Genomic DNA, 15,400 nt, shown 5'->3' on the forward strand with positions numbered 1-15,400 from the left:
CGCGGACCGGCTGCCCCGGGCGGTCGCCGCCGCGATCCGGGCCATGGACGGCAGCGAGACCACGGGCGCTCCTTCTGCCGGAGGGGGGCGAACACGCTGACCACTGCCACCTGCGCTACCCAGTGGTAGCCCGCTGATTGCCGCGTTGCATCGTGGGGCCGACCCCTTGCACTGTCAACGCATCTGCGCCAGGCGGTAGTTGATTCCGCCAAGGTCACGCGCGCCGCCGTGCGCCCGGGTGTTTCGGCCGCCCTGCCCGCTCCGAGGTGCAGTCCCGCACCGGCCGCCCGGCGGGACCGGGCCGGGTGCACCGTCCGGTGGCGCAGGGCCGGTCCCCACGCGCCTCGTTCCGCTCCCGCCGCCGTGCGGCGGAAGCCCGCTGTCCACACGCCGTCACACCGGCGGCCCCGGGCCCCTCACTCCCCACCGGCCCGTTATCGCCCACCGGCCCCAGGGGTGGCCGATAACTGCTTGCCCCGGCATGCCCCGCATCCCGGTCCGGTGGTCCGCTGCCGCCGGGCCCAGAAGGGGCGGTCGGCCCAGCGGGTTTCCTGGGCGTGCACGGCACGGTGGCCGTGGTGATAGGCGACCCGGGCCGCGGCGACCTTCGCGGCGTAGTCGGCCAGGGCCGTCCGGTCGCCGTGCAGCCGGGCGTCGACCGCCCGGCCCGCGCTCAGCCCGGTGTAGAGGGCGGTGAGGATGCCCTGGGAGCTGAGCGGGTCGAAGGCGGCCGCCGCGTCTCCGGCGGCCGTCCAGCCGGCGCCGTGCACCCGGTCCAGATGTGCGCTGTGCGCGGGGGCCCGGCGGGGTGGCCGCACGGTGCCCAGGCCGTGCGGAAGGGCCCGGCCGGAGAGGTGCCGGGTGGCCAGCAGCCGGTCGCGGAACCGCTCGGGCCCGCGGACGGCGGCAAGGAGATCGGGGTCGGTGAAGTAGGCGACCAGGCGGTGCCGGGAGGGCAGCAGCGCGGTGTACCACCAGCCGTCCTCGTCGGACTCGACCAGCGAACGGCCGTCGGTGGGGGTCTGCGGGGCCGGGTCGAGGAGGAGGTGGAGGGCGGTGAGCCGGTCTCCCGTGCACCGCCGGGCACCGGAGCGGACGGCGAGCGCGGCACGCCGCCCGGTGGCGTCCACCACCCAGCGGCAGCGGACCGTACGCTCCCCGCCGCCGGTGCGGTCGCCCAGGGTGAGCCGCCAGGTGCCGTCCGGCTGCCGGGCGGGGCGCCGTACGCCGGTGTGCTCGGCGATGTCGGCGCCCGCCGCACGGGCGGCGGCGCGCAGCCGCCGGTCGAAGAGCGAACGGTCGAGGTGCCAGCCGTGACCGTACGGGTCGTGGAGGGAGTCCACGGCGTGCAGTGCGGCCGAGCCCCAGGCCGACAGGGTGCCGTGACAGGGCAGATGGCCGCTGCCCAGGACCGGTCCCGCCACGCCGAGGTCGGCCAGGAGCAGCCGCCCCACGGACACCAGCGCCTCGCCGGTCTTGGGCGGGCCGGTGCCGGCGTCGGCGAGCAGGACGCTGCGCCCGGCCCGTACGAGGGCGAGCGCGGCGGCGCAGCCGGCCGGCCCACCGCCCGCGACCACGACGTCGTAGCCGGGTGCGGGGGTCACGGGGCGCCGTGGAAGGGGTCGAGCTTCTCCAGGTATCCGGCGGCGATCGCCGACTCGTCCTGACCGGTCGCCTCCTTGACCTCCAGGACCGCCTGCTGCACGAGCATGGACTCCACGGTCTCGGCCGGGACCTCCCCGGTCCAGGTACCTGCCACCCCTGCCAGTTGGGGCACGCCCGCCTCGGGTACCTGGACGTTGATGAGGTTGGCGTGGTCGGGAGCCGGCGGATAGCCGGGCTCGGACTCCACGTGCAGGTAGCGGGGGAACTTCGCGTCGCCCACGGTGTATTCGCGGGTCTCGACGATGCCGAACCTGAACCAGTCGTCGATCATCTGCCGGCGCTGCTTGTTGAAGTCGGCGCCCCGCAGGCCCCGCAGCCACACCGCCCGCTTCTCGAAGGCCTGCTCCCTGGCGCTGTCGTCGGAGCCGGCCGGCGGGGTGTTGACGGTGGCGAAGTCCGACTGGGTGAGCACGTGGTTGGGGATCTGGGCGGGCCAGAAGGTGGGCAGATAGGGGCTGTAGCGGGGACCGAGCCCGGACCGCACCTGGTAGCCCGAGCGGCAGCTCGCCGCGTCGCACTGCCAGGGGGCGGCCATCCAGCGGGTGAGGTCACCCGGGCCCTGCGCGTACAGCGGGCCGTTCTTGCCCAGGGCGTCCTGGACCGTGAGGACGTCGCCGTAGTCGCGTTCCGGGTTCTCCGGCGTGCGGTGCAGGATGCGGAAGGGCTCGGCGTACAGGGTCTTGTGCCGCATCGGCCAGGTGACCTCGATGCCGGGGTGGAAGGCGTCGGCGGCGCAGTTCTCCAGCGCGGCCCGGTCCAGCAGGTGCGGCTGTTCGGCGGGCGGCGCCTCGTCCACGACCGGGTGGCCCGTGCGGGGCGGGCCGGTGGTGAAGTGGCCGTCGGCCCACTGGGCCAGCATCCGGTCCTGGGTCGCGGAGAGCGTGATGTGCTGCCGTACGGACGTGGGATTGCCACTGGCCATGGCGTCGCCGTAGAGCCAGGGCCAGGGCACCGGGGACGTCCCGTCCCGCTCGTAGTCGCGCATCTGCACGTAGATCTGGCGGCGGAGTTCCCGGCTGGCCTCGCCCGGGTCGGCGAGCCGCTTGCGCAGGGCCGGTTCGCGGAAGTCGTGCGGGCCGCCCCGGCCGAACTGGGTGGCGAAGCCGTGGTTGACCCACTGCAGATCGCAGAACCTCCGCAAGAGCGGTTCGATGTGGTCCGGGTACGAGACCTGCTGCACGCCGGGCAGCGTGTGCTCGGTGACGAACACGTCGTAGAGCAGGTCGTAGAGGGTGCGGACGGTCTTCACGCCGGGTGCGAAGTGCGGCGGGGCGACCACGACCCAGGCGGGGGTCGCGGTCTTCGTGCCGCCCCTGAGGGTGACCTCCGCGGTGACCGGGCCGTCGGAGACATCGTCGTACCAGGTGTCGTTGTTGGCGACGCCGGAGATCGGCGTCTCGGGCGTGGTGTAGGACGCCGACGTGCCGGCGCCGCCGACGACCAGCAGGCGGCCGTCGGACTGGGTGGAGATCGAGCCCAGGGGGGCCGGCCGGTTCATGATCTTCCCGGCGAAGGTGGCGGTCTCGTGCACGGAGGCGCGGATGGTCTGCCGGCCGGGATCGTTGACGAGCTTCTTGCGCTCCGCTCCCCGGACGCCGAAGTTCCGCCGGCGCCGCTGGGCGTCCGGCAGGGCGGTGGCTTCGGGGATGTCGAGCGGGAGGTGGAACTGGTACCAGGCGGCCTTCTTGTTGGCCAGGTGCACCGACCACGTGATCTCGGTGACCTCCTCGTCGCCCAGCTTGAGCTCCCGGACGACCTCGCCCGCCTGGTTGTAGCCGTAGATCCGGAAGCGGGCGGCCTGCCGGATGATCTTCCCCGAGCTGTCCTTGTACGAGCCGGCGGGCGGCGGCGGCTGGTCCGGTGACTCCGGGCCGAGGAAGGGCGGCTGACCACTGTTGCCGACCCGGGCTATGCCGATGGCGGGATGGATCTTCACCTGTGCGATCTGGGTGTCCATCGAAGGCCTCTCACTGGGCGGGCGTGGATGCCCCCGAAGGCTTCAAACGTAGGATCGGCGCCGCTCAGGGGAGGACATCGAGGCGTCGCAATGGGTGCACGGATTCACCCCTTCGGGACGGCCGGTGCGGGGAGCCGCTCGGGGCCCGCGCACGAACCGTGACGGTGGCCACCGGGCCGGGGGCGGGTGCCCCACCGGCAGGCCCGGAGCGCCCGCGGACCGGAGCGGCGCCGCACGGCGCGCCCGTCAGCCCGCCGTGAGGCCCAGCAGCGAGGGGTCGTCGGCCAGTTCGCGGAAGGCCGCCCGCGGGTCGGCCAGCAGCTTGCGCGCGGTGAGGTCGAGCAGTCCGCAGACGGCGCTCACCTCGGCCGCCACCGCGCCGTCCGTCGTGCGGACGGTCTGTTCGATCCGGAAGGTCTTCCCCTCGCCCCAGACGAACGCACAGCTCACCTCGACCTCGTCACCGGCCCGCAGCTCCCGCCGGTAGCGGATGGTGGTCTCGACCGTCACCGGGCCGATGCGCCGGTCCACCATGGTGCTCTGGCGGATCCCGCTCGCCTGCAACAGCGACCAGCGGGCGTGCTCGGCGTACTGGAGATAGACGCTCTGGTTGAGATGCCCCTGGGTGTCCGTCTCGTAGCCGCGCACCGTGATCCCGACGGCGAACGGCTCCGCCGCCGCGTGGGTGCCCACTGCCGTGTCCGCCACTTCCGTCACGAGCGCTCCGCTCCCCTCGGGGCCCGGCACGCCACAGGGGCACACCAGGCCTCATCAGCCACTGGCTTCACACCGTACGCGCCGGGTTGCCGGGGCAGAAGCGTCTCCCGGCGATCGGAGGGCATGCCGACGGGCGCCGACCCGTGAGAGCCGCGGCAGGCAGCGGCGTGCGTCAGGGACTGCCCGTCTTCAGCTTCAGATTCCACCTGGCCAGGGCCTCGCCGACCGGCTGGAAGATGGTCAGGGTGGGGCCGCCGAAGTTGCCGCAGGTCGCGGGGCCTCCTCCGGAGTGCATGCCGAGCGCCATCGGGGCGTTGGGCTGGGTGACGTACGAGCCGCCCGAATCGCCGGGCGCCGAGCAGGCGTTGGTGAACGACAGGCCCTCGATGACCGTGTTTCCGTAGTCCACGGTCTGGTCGACCCGGGTGATCTCCCCGCAGTGCCAGCCGCTGCTCTGGCCGGAGCGGCACATCGACATCCCGACCAGCCCCTCCTGGGAGCCGGTGACGGCGACCGGCGTACCGCCCTGGCCCGCCACGTTCGCGCTGACGGTCCAGCCCGGCCGGTCGACCCGGACCAGTCCGAAGTCGCCCTCGCGTCCGTTGATGCTGTGCCCGCCGCCCTGGTTGGAGGTCCCCATGCGGCTGCCGTCCTTGCCGTAGGCGGCCTGATCGGCGGTGAGGGTGCAGTGACCGGCCGTCAGGAAGCCCTGGAAATCTCCGGGTCCGGTCACCGTGAAGCCGATGGAGCAGATGCCCTCGCTGCCGGGCAGCCACCGCTCCCCGCCCACCACCGATCCGCCCTGCTGCCGCGGCGTCTGGTCGCTGCGCTCGACGGTGACCGGGATCCTCGCGCGCGCCCCGAGGCCGCGGACGGTGCGCTCGAAGGCGTCGGTCCGCGGGCCGCGCCGGGTGCGGGCGACCCGGAGCACGACGCCGTTGGCGCGCTCGTCCACCCCCCACCCGGTGACGCCCGGCACTCCGTCGCCGGCCCGGCCGCTGATCCGGCGCAGCAGGCCGGTGAGCGCGGCACGGCTGTGCGGCACCGTCCTGGCCACCGCCCCGACGTCCCGTACCCGCTGTGCGTCGGCGGCGCCGGTGACCGCGACGACGAGCCGGCCGGTCGACTTGTCGAACCACATGCCGGCGGGCGGCGCGCTCAGCGCCCGGCGCACGGCGGCCACCGAACGATGTGCGTCGGCCTCCTGCGCGAGCCGGGTCCGCACCTGGGCCGCCGTCAGCCCGAGGTCCCGCCGCATCGCATCGAGCATGCCGCGCGGCGCCGGCGAGGGCGACGGGTCGGGCCGGATCCCGGCGTGTGCCGGGCTGAGCGGGCCGGCTGCCGCCAGGACGGCGGCCACGGCCGCGCCCCAGAGAGCTGCCTTGCGAGAGCGGCGTTCCATCGGGGTCTCCTCGCGGTGTCGAGTGCACGTCGGATCCGATGGAGCGAGCCTGCGCGACCCCGCGAGGTGCGGCACGAGGGAGACCGGGTGCACCATGTCCGGATGACCGACGAGCACCGGCACGAAATCCCCGCCGCCGACGGCGCGGTAGCGTTCGCGCGGTTGCCGGAGGTGCTGCGCAAGGTGACCTACTCGGGTGCCCGCCATCCGGGAGCCGGGGCACCTGAATGCCCGTCACACCTGCCGCGGAAGGCCGCCGGTGCCACCGTCCCGGCCCCCGACGCCTTCGCCGACCTGGCCGACGGCGCCAACTGCCAGCGCTACGCCTATGCCGTGTTGCGCCACTTCGGGCTGCTGGTACCGCCGTTGCGCTCGGCGGAGCTGTGGGCGGACGACCGGACGACCCGGCGGGCCGGCCGTCCGCAACCGCTGGACCTGGTGCTGTTCGACGCCGGCCCGGCCGCCGGCCGGCCACCGGGGTACGGCGCGCACATGGGCGTCCATCTGGGGCCCGACCAGGTGCTGCACCTGTGCCGGGAGGCCGGCCGGCCCGCCGTCTGGCGCTATGCGGACTTCGCGGCGCGGCCGCGTTACCGGCGGTTCCTCGGTGCCAAGCGGGTGGTGCGCGCGACCGGCCGCTGACGGCTCAGAAGCCGCCGCCGTCACCGCCGAAGCCGCCGCCGTCGCCGAACCCGCCGCCGTCACCGAAGCCCCCGCCGAAGTCGTCCGGGTTGAAGTCGGATCCGGAGAAGTCACCGCCGTCGGCACCCGTGCCGCCGAAGTCGGCGCCGTAGGCGTTCGACGACATCATCATGTTGCCGAGCAGCGTGCCCACCAGGAGCCCGGGCAGCAGACCGCCGCCGAAGTAGCCGCCGGCCCAGGGGGCGTAGGCCGGTCCCGCGTCCCAGTAGGGGCGGTCGCCGCTCGCCGTGCGGACCGTGCGGGCCAGCGGTTCCCGGCCGTCGTCCAGGCGGCTCTTGTCCGCGGCGCAGACCGGCACGGTGCGCTCGGCACCGCCCGCCGGCGCCCAGGTGACGTCGGTGACGGACGGGCCGTGGCGCGGGTCGAAGAAGCAGGGCAGCCGACGCTCGGGCAGCGGCCTGCCCTCCCGGCGCGCGGCGAGGGTGGCCAGCGAGAACCGGCCGTCCTCCAGGGCCTGGGTCACGGCCTGCACCTCGCCGGGGTGCTGGGCCGCCGCCATCGACGACTTGGCGTTCTCGTACGAGTCCAGCGCACGGCTGTAGTCCGCGCGCATCGCATCGTCGGCGCCGGCCTCACCGGGGTGGAAGTCGAGCCGGTCCAGCTCCTCGCCGAAGGCGGTGATGTCCTCGTCGACGACGACCCGCAGCTCCTCCAGCGCGGCCCGCTCCTCCTCGGCCCGCCGCTTGCGGTTGCGGCGGGCGATGGCGTACGCGCCGCCACCGCCGACGACCACCAGCACACCGAGCCCGATCGCCGTGCCGGTGTCGAAGCCGGAGCCCGCGGAGCCGCCCCAGGAGGACGGGGCCTGGCCGTTGGCCGACTGGTTCGCGGTGTCGACGAAGCTGTTCAGCCGGGCGCTGACCGTCGGGTAATGGGAGCGCTTGACCGATCCGACGAGGTTCTGCACCGAACTGTGCGACATCACCCGCGGGTCGGCTCCGGCGTTGAAGCCGTCGCCGAGTTCGACGGCGTAGACGCCGCTGATGCCGACCTTGGTGCGCAGGTCCCGCAGCAGCGTGCTGGGCGGGTAGTCGGCGGTCCGCGGCAGCACGGCGACGAAGACCGGCTTGTCCGCGTCCTTGATCTTCTTGGCCAGCGCGTCCGCCTGGGCGGAGGTGAACTGGCCGGAGGCGCGCGGATCGACGTAGACCGGGCCCTTCTTCAGGTGGGCCGCGGCATCGTCGAGACCACCGGCGGCACGGGCTCCCGGGGCCATCGCGGCGGCCACCGCCAGCAAGGCGGCCACCAGCAGGAGAACGGGTCCGATCAGCGCACGACGAGTTGCGGTCTTCATGTGTTCGACGCTACCCGAACCGCACTTTCCAGACATCACCGATGTAGCCCTCGGCTCCATGCACATCGGGGGATTCTCCCGCACCCCCGGGAGGCTGTCGCGCCGGAGATGTCCATCCAGGTGATCGCTCAGCGCGTCGTTTTTGATGATCGAAGTGCCGGGGATGTACCCGCTCGTGCCTCCCCACAGGAAACGAGGAGACGATGTCTAGGGCCACCTCGATGGCCACCAATCTGGCCGTCGCCGTCGCCACCACCGCCGTCGGCTGCATGCTGGTGATCTCGCTTGCGCCGTCGCACCCCGATTCCGGGAAGAGCCGGCCGCCGGACGGCAACGCGGTGGCCGCCACGTCCGGCCACGCGGGCTCGGCCGCCCGGGCCGCCACCTCGGCCCTGGGTGCGACCGCCGCCGGCCCGGAGGAGGAGCGGTTCGCCACGCCCCCGACGGGGCGGATCGTGGTGACCGCCCCCGCGCCCGGCATCGACTACAAGGCCAACGGCAGCTTCACGGTGGCCTGGACGAACACCACGGGTGAGCAGGTGGACGTCTGGCTGTACGCGGAGACCGGCCAGGGCGATGCGCAGCGGGTGGCGGTGGTGGCGTCCCGGGCCGGCGACGGGCGGACCGGCGAGGTGCTGGTGACGCTGCCCAACGTGCCGCCGGGCCCCCGCTACTTCCTGGAGGTGGCCACCGCCGGTGACGGCGCGGTCCGCGGTGTCAGCCGGACCTTCGCCATCACCGCGTGACCGCCACCACCGGCCGCGAGGGACCGCTCTACGGTGCGTCGATGCCGACCAGCCCGGCCAGGGCGTCCCGGTGCCGCCCCGGCGAGCCGAGGGCGAGCTCATCGCTCTTGGCCCGCTTGAGGAACAGATGGGCCGGATGCTCCCAGGTCATGCCGATGCCGCCGTGCAGCTGGACGCACTCCTCGGCGGCCCGGACCGCCACCGGCGCGCAGTACGCCTGGGCGACGGCCACCGCCACCGGGGCATCGGGGCTGTCGGCGGCCAGGGCGTCGGCGGCGTAGCGGGCGGCGGCCCGGGCCGAGGCGACCTCCAGCCAGAGCGCGGCCATCCGGTGCTTGAGCGCCTGGAACGAGCCGACGGGGCGGCCGAACTGGGTGCGCTCGGCGGTGTGGCGCACGGTCTCGGTCAGGCACCACTCGGCGACGCCCAGCTGTTCCGAGGCGAGCAGCCCGGCGCCGGTGAGCAGGGCGCGGTCCACGGCGGCACGGGCGCGGTCCCCGGTGGCCAGGAGGCGGCCGCGGGCGCCGTCGAGGGTGAGATGGCCGAGGGGGCGGGTGAGGTCGAGGGGCGTGACGGTCTCCGTGCGGACGCCGTCGGCCGCGGCCGCGACCGCGTACAGCGCCGGTCCGTCGGGGCGCCGGGCCGGGACGAGCAGCAGCTCGGCGGACGCGGCGTCGGCGACGGAGGTCACCCGGCCGGTGAGCGTGCCGTCCGCCGCGGCCCGTACGGCCGGGTCCGGCACCGCGCCCGGAGCGGTGGGCAGCGGGAGGGCCAGCACGGCGACGGTGCGGCCGGCGGCGACGGCGGCGAGCGGCGCGGCGGCTTCCGCACTGTCGGCGCTGTCGGCACCGCAGCCGAGCAGTGCGGTCACCGCGATGACGGCGCTGGTCAGGTAGGGCACGGGCGCGACCGAGCGGCCCAGCTCCTCCAGGACCACGGCGGCCTCGCGGGCGCTCGCACCCGCCCCGCCGAGCTTCTCGGGGACCAGCAGCCCCGCGGTGCCGATCTCCGTGGCGAGCGCCCGCCACAGGCCGGTGTCGTGGGCGACGTCGGACTCCAGGCCGGCGAGCACGGTGGCCGGATCGCTGCGGTCGGCGAGCAGCGACCGTACGGCGGCGCGCAGCGCCTCCTCCTCTTCGGAGTAGAGGAGGTCGGGGTCGGGCGCCGGGGCGCCGGGGCGGGGTGTCCCGTCGGTCATCGGGGGAGGTCCTTCCACGCGACGTCCTTGTCGGTGCGCGGCTCGGGCGGCAGCCCCAGCACACGTTCGGCGACGATGTTGAGCAGCACTTCCGAGGTGCCTCCTTCGATGGAGTTCCCCTTGGCGCGCAGGTAGCGGTAGCCGGCCTCGCGGCCGGTGAAGTCGACGCCGTCGGGCCGCCGCATCGTCCAGTCGTCGTAGGTCAGCCCGTCCTCGGCGAGGAACTCCACCTCCCAGCCGCTGATCTCCTGGGCGAGCCGGGCGAACGCCAGCTTCATCCCGCTGCCTTCGGGACCGGGCTGGCCCTGGGACAACTGCTGGCGCAGCCGCTCACCGGTCAGCCGGGCGACCTCGGCCTCCACCCACAGCGACAGCAGCCGCTGGTGCAGGTCATGGGTGCGCAGTTCGGGGCGGGCGCGCCAGTCGTCGGCGGCGACGCCGATCATGCCGCCCTCGCGGGGGATCCGGGAGCCACCGATGGCGACCCGCTCGTTCATCAGCGTGGTCTGGGCGACCTTCCAGCCGTCGCCGATCCCGCCGAGGCGATGGGCGTCGGGGATCCGCACACCGGTGAGGAAGACCTCGTTGAACTCGGCCTCGCCGGTGATCTGCCGCAGCGGCCGCACCTCGACACCGGGGTCGGTCATGTCGCACACGAAGTAGCTGATGCCGCGGTGTTTGGGCACCTCGGGGTCGGTGCGGGCGATCAGGATCGCCCAGCGGGCCAGGTGCGCGCTGGACGTCCAGACCTTCTGGCCGTCCACGACCCAGCCGCCCTCCTCGTCCGGTACCGCGCGGGTCGCCAGCGCCGCCAGGTCGGAGCCGGCTCCGGGCTCGCTGAACAGCTGGCACCACACTTCCTCGCCGGTCCACAGGGGACGCAGCCAGCGCTGCTTCTGCTCGTCGGAGCCGAAGCGCAGGATGGTCGGCGCGGCCATGCCGAGACCGATACCGATCCGTCCCGGGTCGTTGTCGGGGGCGCCGGCGGCGGTGAGTTCGGCGTCCACGACGGACTGCAGGGAGCGGGGCGCGTCCAGCCCGCCGAGGCCCTCGGGGAAGTGGACCCAGGCGAGCCCGGCGTCGAAGCGGGCCCGCAGGAACTCCAGCCGCCCGGTGGCGGCGGGAGGGTGCGCGGCGAGCAGTGCGGCGGTGCGCCGTCGCAGGTCGGCGGCGTCGGTCATCGCTCCTCCTTCGCTCCGGGCAGCACCACGAGCCGGCCGACGGACGTCCCGTCGGCCACCCGCTGGACGGCGTCGGCGGCCGCGGCCAACGGGACCCGTCCGCCGATGAGCGGCTTGACGGTGCCCTGCGCGGCGAGCTTGGTCAGTTCGTCGTGGCAGGCGTCGATCGCGGCCGGGTCCTTGGTCTGGTAGAGACCCCAATGCAGGCCCAGGATCGTGTAGTTCTTCACCAGGGCGTGGTTGAGGGCCGGGGTGGGGACGGCTCCGCCGGCGAAGCCGACGACGACGATCCGGCCCTCGAAGGCGATGCACTTGACGGACTTGGCGTACGCGTCGCCGCCCACCGGGTCGTAGACGACATCGGCGCCGCGGCCGCCGGTGGCTTCCTTGACGGCGGCGACGATGTCGTCACGACACCGGTCGAGGACGAGGTCACAGCCCAGCTCGCGGGCGACCCGGGCCTTGTCCGCGCCGCCCGCGACGCCGATGACCCGCGCCCCGGCGGCCTTGCCGAGCTGGACCGCGGCACTGCCGACGCCGCCCGCGGCGGCGTGCACCAGCAGGGTCTCGCCCGGCTGGAGGCGGGCCCGGCGGTGCAGTCCGAACCAGCCGGTCTGGTAGCCGATGTGCAGCGCCGCGGCCTCGGCGTCGTCCAGGACCTCGGGCGCCGGACGGACGGTCGCCGCGTCGACGACCGCGAGTTCGGCCAGGCCCCCGTCGGGCAGCGGCGGCTGGGCGAGCACCCGCGCGCCGACGTCCCCGGCGGCCCCCTCCCCCACGGCGAGGATCTCGCCGCAGATCTCCACGCCCGGGGTGAACGGCAGCGGCGGCCGCGCCTGGTAGAGCCCGCGGCACAGCAGCGCGTCCGGGAAGTTGACGTTGGCGGCCCGCACCCGCAGCAGCAGCTGACCGGGGCCCGGCTGCGGATCCGGCACCTCCTCCAGCCGCATCACTTCACGCGGCTCGCCGTTCGCGTGTACGCGCCATGCCTTCACGTGGTGCCTCCACAGACTCGGATACGCGGTGGGGCGAAGGGCACATCGACCCCCTCGCCAGCGACATACTAAGCGGTCGGTATCACTGAGGGAACAGTCTGCGCCACACGCGACGGGCGGCGGGTGCCCGGACGCAGCAGGCGGTGGGCGGCGGCTTCACGGACGCGGCCCCCTCACGGCACGCCCACCCAGGGGCACCCCTTGAACCGACCAAATGGGGGGCGGGTTAGCATATGAGCACCGCCTAGCTCGAAAGATAAACCTGTGACTGTCAATGACGACTCGTTCACCAACTGGAAAAACCGCGAAGAGATCGCGGAGTCGATGATCCCGATCATCGGGAAGCTGCACCGCGAGCGGGACGTCACGGTCCTGCTGCACAGCCGCTCCTTGGTGAACAAGTCGGTGGTCAGCATCCTCAAGACGCACCGGTTCGCCCGGCAGATCGCCGGCGAGGAACTCTCGGTCACCGAGACGCTGCCGTTCCTGCAGGCGCTCACCACGCTCGATCTCGGCCCGTCCCAGATCGACATCGCCATGCTCGCCGAGACGTACCGGAGCGACGACCGCGGTCTGTCGGTGGCGGAGTTCACCGCCGAGGCCGTCGCCGGGGCCACGGGCGACGGCAAGATCGAGCGCCGCGAGCCGCGCGACGTCGTCCTCTACGGGTTCGGCCGCATCGGCCGCCTCGTCGCCCGCCTGCTCATCGAGAAGGCCGGCTCCGGCAACGGTCTGCGGCTGCGCGCCGTCGTCGTCCGCCAGGGAGGCGAGCAGGACATCGTCAAGCGCGCCTCGCTGCTGCGCCGGGACTCCATCCACGGCCAGTTCCAGGGCACGATCACCGTTGACGAGGCGAACAGCAAGATCATCGCCAACGGCAACGAGATCAAGGTGATCTACGCCGGCGACCCGTCGGAGGTCGACTACACGGCGTACGGCATCAAGGACGCCATCCTCATCGACAACACCGGCAAGTGGCGCGACCGCGAGGGCCTCTCGAAGCACCTGCGCCCCGGCATCGACAAGGTCGTCCTGACCGCGCCGGGCAAGGGTGACGTCCCCAACATCGTCCATGGCGTCAACCACGACACCATCAAGCCGGACGAGCAGATCCTGTCCTGCGCGTCCTGCACCACCAACGCGATCGTCCCGCCGCTGAAGGCGATGGCGGACGAGTACGGCGTCCTGCGCGGTCACGTGGAGACCGTCCACTCGTTCACCAACGACCAGAACCTGCTGGACAACTACCACAACTCCGACCGCCGCGGCCGCTCGGCGCCGCTCAACATGGTCATCACCGAGACCGGTGCCGCTTCCGCCGTCGCCAAGGCGCTGCCGGACCTCCAGGCGAAGATCACCGGCAGCTCGATCCGCGTCCCGGTGCCGGACGTCTCGATCGCGATCCTCAATCTTCAGCTCGCGCGCGAGACCAGCCGTGAGGAGGTCCTCGACTACCTCCGCAATGTGTCGCTGACCTCGCCGCTCATGCGCCAGATCGACTTCACCAGCGCCCCCGACGCGGTCTCGAACGACTTCATCGGCTCGCGCCACGCCTCGATCGTCGACGCCGGAGCCACCAAGGTCGAGGGCGACAACGCCATCCTCTACCTCTGGTACGACAACGAGTTCGGCTACTCCTGCCAGGTCATCCGCGTCGTCCAGCACGTCTCCGGGGTGGAGTACCCGACCTACCCGGCGCCGGTGGTCTGACCTCGGCGGACCGTCCGACGCGTACCGGCCGGCGGGTGGCGGTAGGGCGCGGTCAAGGGATCCCGCACATCGGCATCCCTTGGCTCGCCCGCTGCCACCCGCCGGCCGATCTGCTGCGGAACGGCCCGGCTGCGCTGCCGGGCCGCCGGGCCGGCCGGACACGGGCGGCGCTCCCGATGTCTACGTGCGTCCGGCCCGCTGCTGGGCGTCCCGCAGGGTGTCGGACGGGGTGGCCCAGCGGGCCCGGATCACCGGGAAGCCGGCCTTCTCGCAGGCGTCACAGACGAGTTCGTCGTCATCGACCACATGACGGACCTGACGGTCGCGGGCGATCCGGCACAGGATCTCCAGCTTGGTGAGCCGGGCCGGGCGCCGGTCGTGGTCGGGACGCATCCACAACCGTCCCTCAGGAAGGCCGTGTTGGGCGAGCCAGGCGAGCGTGTCGCGGCGGCAGCGCTCCGGGCGGCCGGTGAGGTAGACCACCTCGCAGTCCTCGGTGCTGCGGAGGGCCAGGGCCACCCCCTCGGCGAGCGGCGGGTCCTCGGTGGCCGCCGCGAAGAAGGCCTTCCAGTCCCGTGGGGTGCGCTCCAGCAGATGCTGCCGGTGACCGGCGTCGGCGAGCGTGCCGTCCAGGTCGAAGACCGCCAAGGGGCGTGCCGTCATGCCGTCGTCGTCCTCTTCCGTCGTCTTTGTCGTCTGTCGTCGGTCATCTTGGGTCGTCTGCTGTCGTCTGCTGTCGTCTTCGGGCGTCGACATCGCCGGACGGCCCGGCGGGGTGACCGCGATCCGGCCGGTATCGCTTCCCTGTGCGAGGGAGAGGCGATCGTACGCGATTTCGGCACAGGGCGGCGTGTCCGGGGCGCTGGAGAGGGCGCCCCGGACGGCGAATTGCGGCACATAAACCTCTGCAGTCCCGGCAGCTCACATTCGTCCATGGCTATTCTCCGCAAGAGCACCCAACCGGCCAGGATCAATTTTCCAGCCGATTCCCCTCGTTCGTCCGCAAAAGGCCCGGCGAATCGGTAACTTTTGTGCTGCATCGCGACGAAGCCGGCCGGCCCGGAAGCGCGGCATTCGGATGCGTGCGGGCTACTGCCGGCGAGCCGAAAGCGCCATGACCCGGTGAAGGAAAGGGGATCCGCATGACCACTGGAATCAGAGGCTGCGACAACCAGTCGAACTCGTTCGTGTCCTTCGTCAACGAAGAGCACGCCGGGGACAGCGAGTCCGTGAACCCGAGGTCGTACAGCGACGCGTACGCCTGGATCTCGCAGCACAAGGACAAGCCGCTGAGCGTACAGACCGGTCGGGGCAGGTGCATCATCTGGGACGACGACTGGAAGGTCAAAGGGCAGTGGGACGACGGCAAGGGGGAGTTCGTCCTCGCCAAGGTCGAGAGCAGCCCGCAGGACTACCGCATGACGGTCGCCAGCACGGGTGACATCACTCTGTCCGCGGTCTGATCCGCGAAATCAGCAGCGAAAAGGGGGACGCGGATCGCCATGCCCATGGACAACTGGCGTATCACGAACGCCATGGAGAACGCGACGGGAAACTGGGTGTACTACATTTGCACCGCCGTGGCGAGCTTTGCGAATCTCCATTTCAGTCGGCACGTCGACAACCCCGCCGAAGACCATATGGCGACGAATGACGGAGCCTTCTACTACTACGGCGTGACCGGCACGTTCAATCAGGCGGCCCAACACGCCGACCAGTCGGTCCGGCAGATGCTCATCGACGCCTGGAACGACTACTTCACGACATAGCCGGGCCCCGCCCCCGGTCACAGCGCGCCCCGCCCCACACTCACTCGAACAGCCGTACGTTCCA

Annotated in this window: 14 protein-coding genes; 5 read left to right on the plus strand and 9 right to left on the minus strand. The window is 72.7% G+C overall.

Going from position 1 to position 15,400, the window contains the following annotated elements; translation table 11 throughout:
• Positions 1 to 434: 434 nt before the first annotated feature.
• The 4 genes from EST92_RS06415 to EST92_RS06430 form a co-directional block, all read right to left on the minus strand.
• Positions 435 to 1,604 carry an FAD-dependent monooxygenase gene (locus EST92_RS06415; protein WP_129279967.1) on the minus strand — a complete coding sequence of 390 codons (1,170 nt, stop codon included), beginning with the start codon at positions 1,602 to 1,604 and terminating at the stop codon, positions 435 to 437.
• Positions 1,601 to 3,622 (minus strand): LodA/GoxA family CTQ-dependent oxidase, encoded by a 2,022-nt coding sequence (locus tag EST92_RS06420; RefSeq protein ID WP_129279968.1) that lies wholly within the window; start codon positions 3,620 to 3,622, stop codon positions 1,601 to 1,603. The genes EST92_RS06415 and EST92_RS06420 overlap by 4 nt, the downstream gene beginning before the upstream one ends.
• 246 nt (positions 3,623 to 3,868) lie before the next feature.
• Entirely contained in the window at positions 3,869 to 4,339 is a 471-nt protein-coding gene (locus EST92_RS06425) for an acyl-CoA thioesterase (RefSeq protein WP_254068568.1), read from the minus strand.
• 172 nt (positions 4,340 to 4,511) lie between these two features.
• Positions 4,512 to 5,741 carry a S1 family peptidase gene (locus EST92_RS06430; RefSeq protein WP_129279969.1) on the minus strand — a complete coding sequence of 410 codons (1,230 nt, stop codon included), beginning with the start codon at positions 5,739 to 5,741 and terminating at the stop codon, positions 4,512 to 4,514.
• A 102-nt stretch (positions 5,742 to 5,843) separates the two neighbouring features.
• Here EST92_RS06430 and EST92_RS06435 point away from each other — a divergent pair, with 102 nt between their 5' ends.
• Positions 5,844 to 6,383 (plus strand): cell wall hydrolase, encoded by a 540-nt coding sequence (locus EST92_RS06435; protein ID WP_129279970.1) that lies wholly within the window; start codon positions 5,844 to 5,846, stop codon positions 6,381 to 6,383.
• A gap of 4 nt (positions 6,384 to 6,387) precedes the next feature.
• On the opposite strand, the gene EST92_RS06440 is transcribed toward EST92_RS06435, so the two are convergent.
• Positions 6,388 to 7,737 (minus strand): hypothetical protein, encoded by a 1,350-nt coding sequence (locus EST92_RS06440; protein WP_129279971.1) that lies wholly within the window; start codon positions 7,735 to 7,737, stop codon positions 6,388 to 6,390.
• A 203-nt stretch (positions 7,738 to 7,940) separates the two neighbouring features.
• Between EST92_RS06440 and EST92_RS06445 the strand changes: the two genes are divergently transcribed.
• Positions 7,941 to 8,483, plus strand: coding sequence for a GPI anchored serine-threonine rich family protein (locus EST92_RS06445; protein ID WP_254068570.1), 543 nt, complete (start codon positions 7,941 to 7,943; stop codon positions 8,481 to 8,483).
• Positions 8,484 to 8,511: 28 nt separating this feature from the next.
• Here the strand turns inward: EST92_RS06445 and EST92_RS06450 are convergent, their stop codons facing one another.
• From EST92_RS06450 to EST92_RS06460, 3 genes are read right to left on the minus strand one after another with little or no spacing between them, the layout of a single operon-like run.
• Positions 8,512 to 9,681: an acyl-CoA dehydrogenase family protein gene (locus tag EST92_RS06450; RefSeq protein WP_129279972.1), complete on the minus strand. Its 1,170-nt coding sequence runs from the start codon at positions 9,679 to 9,681 to the stop codon at positions 8,512 to 8,514.
• Positions 9,678 to 10,862 carry an acyl-CoA dehydrogenase family protein gene (locus EST92_RS06455; RefSeq protein WP_129279973.1) on the minus strand — a complete coding sequence of 395 codons (1,185 nt, stop codon included), beginning with the start codon at positions 10,860 to 10,862 and terminating at the stop codon, positions 9,678 to 9,680. The genes EST92_RS06450 and EST92_RS06455 overlap by 4 nt, the downstream gene beginning before the upstream one ends.
• Complete coding sequence (locus EST92_RS06460; protein ID WP_129279974.1) at positions 10,859 to 11,857, minus strand: NADPH:quinone oxidoreductase family protein; 999 nt, start codon at positions 11,855 to 11,857, stop codon at positions 10,859 to 10,861. The genes EST92_RS06455 and EST92_RS06460 overlap by 4 nt, the downstream gene beginning before the upstream one ends.
• Positions 11,858 to 12,121: 264 nt before the next feature.
• On the opposite strand from EST92_RS06460, the gene EST92_RS06465 reads away from it, so the two are divergent.
• The gene (locus EST92_RS06465) at positions 12,122 to 13,567 is read left to right on the plus strand and encodes a glyceraldehyde-3-phosphate dehydrogenase (RefSeq protein WP_129279975.1); all 1,446 of its coding nucleotides are present in this window, start codon (positions 12,122 to 12,124) and stop codon (positions 13,565 to 13,567) included.
• Between the two features lie 180 nt (positions 13,568 to 13,747).
• Here the strand turns inward: EST92_RS06465 and EST92_RS06470 are convergent, their stop codons facing one another.
• Positions 13,748 to 14,230, minus strand: coding sequence for a hypothetical protein (locus EST92_RS06470; protein WP_129280018.1), 483 nt, complete (start codon positions 14,228 to 14,230; stop codon positions 13,748 to 13,750).
• 479 nt (positions 14,231 to 14,709) lie between these two features.
• On the opposite strand from EST92_RS06470, the gene EST92_RS06475 reads away from it, so the two are divergent.
• Both EST92_RS06475 and EST92_RS06480 read left to right on the plus strand, forming a co-directional pair.
• Positions 14,710 to 15,030: a hypothetical protein gene (locus EST92_RS06475; protein WP_129279976.1), complete on the plus strand. Its 321-nt coding sequence runs from the start codon at positions 14,710 to 14,712 to the stop codon at positions 15,028 to 15,030.
• A 45-nt stretch (positions 15,031 to 15,075) separates the two neighbouring features.
• Positions 15,076 to 15,336 carry a hypothetical protein gene (locus EST92_RS06480; protein WP_129247725.1) on the plus strand — a complete coding sequence of 87 codons (261 nt, stop codon included), beginning with the start codon at positions 15,076 to 15,078 and terminating at the stop codon, positions 15,334 to 15,336.
• Positions 15,337 to 15,400 lie beyond the last annotated feature (64 nt).

The sequence above is a fragment of the Streptomyces sp. TM32 genome, assembly GCF_004122755.1.
Lineage (GTDB): Bacteria > Actinomycetota > Actinomycetes > Streptomycetales > Streptomycetaceae > Streptomyces > Streptomyces sioyaensis.

Bases quoted from the DNA above. Each gene is read 5' to 3' on its own strand.
- EST92_RS06420 (WP_129279968.1), bottom strand. From the start codon at position 3,622: ATGGACACCCAGATCGCACAGGTGAAGATCCATCCCGCCATCGGCATA.
- EST92_RS06430 (WP_129279969.1), bottom strand. From the start codon at position 5,741: ATGGAACGCCGCTCTCGCAAGGCAGCTCTCTGGGGCGCGGCCGTGGCC.
- EST92_RS06435 (WP_129279970.1), top strand. From the start codon at position 5,844: ATGACCGACGAGCACCGGCACGAAATCCCCGCCGCCGACGGCGCGGTA.
- EST92_RS06440 (WP_129279971.1), bottom strand. From the start codon at position 7,737: ATGAAGACCGCAACTCGTCGTGCGCTGATCGGACCCGTTCTCCTGCTG.
- EST92_RS06445 (WP_254068570.1), top strand. From the start codon at position 7,941: ATGTCTAGGGCCACCTCGATGGCCACCAATCTGGCCGTCGCCGTCGCC.
- EST92_RS06450 (WP_129279972.1), bottom strand. From the start codon at position 9,681: ATGACCGACGGGACACCCCGCCCCGGCGCCCCGGCGCCCGACCCCGAC.
- EST92_RS06455 (WP_129279973.1), bottom strand. From the start codon at position 10,862: ATGACCGACGCCGCCGACCTGCGACGGCGCACCGCCGCACTGCTCGCC.
- EST92_RS06470 (WP_129280018.1), bottom strand. From the start codon at position 14,230: ATGACGGCACGCCCCTTGGCGGTCTTCGACCTGGACGGCACGCTCGCC.
- EST92_RS06475 (WP_129279976.1), top strand. From the start codon at position 14,710: ATGACCACTGGAATCAGAGGCTGCGACAACCAGTCGAACTCGTTCGTG.
- EST92_RS06480 (WP_129247725.1), top strand. From the start codon at position 15,076: ATGGACAACTGGCGTATCACGAACGCCATGGAGAACGCGACGGGAAAC.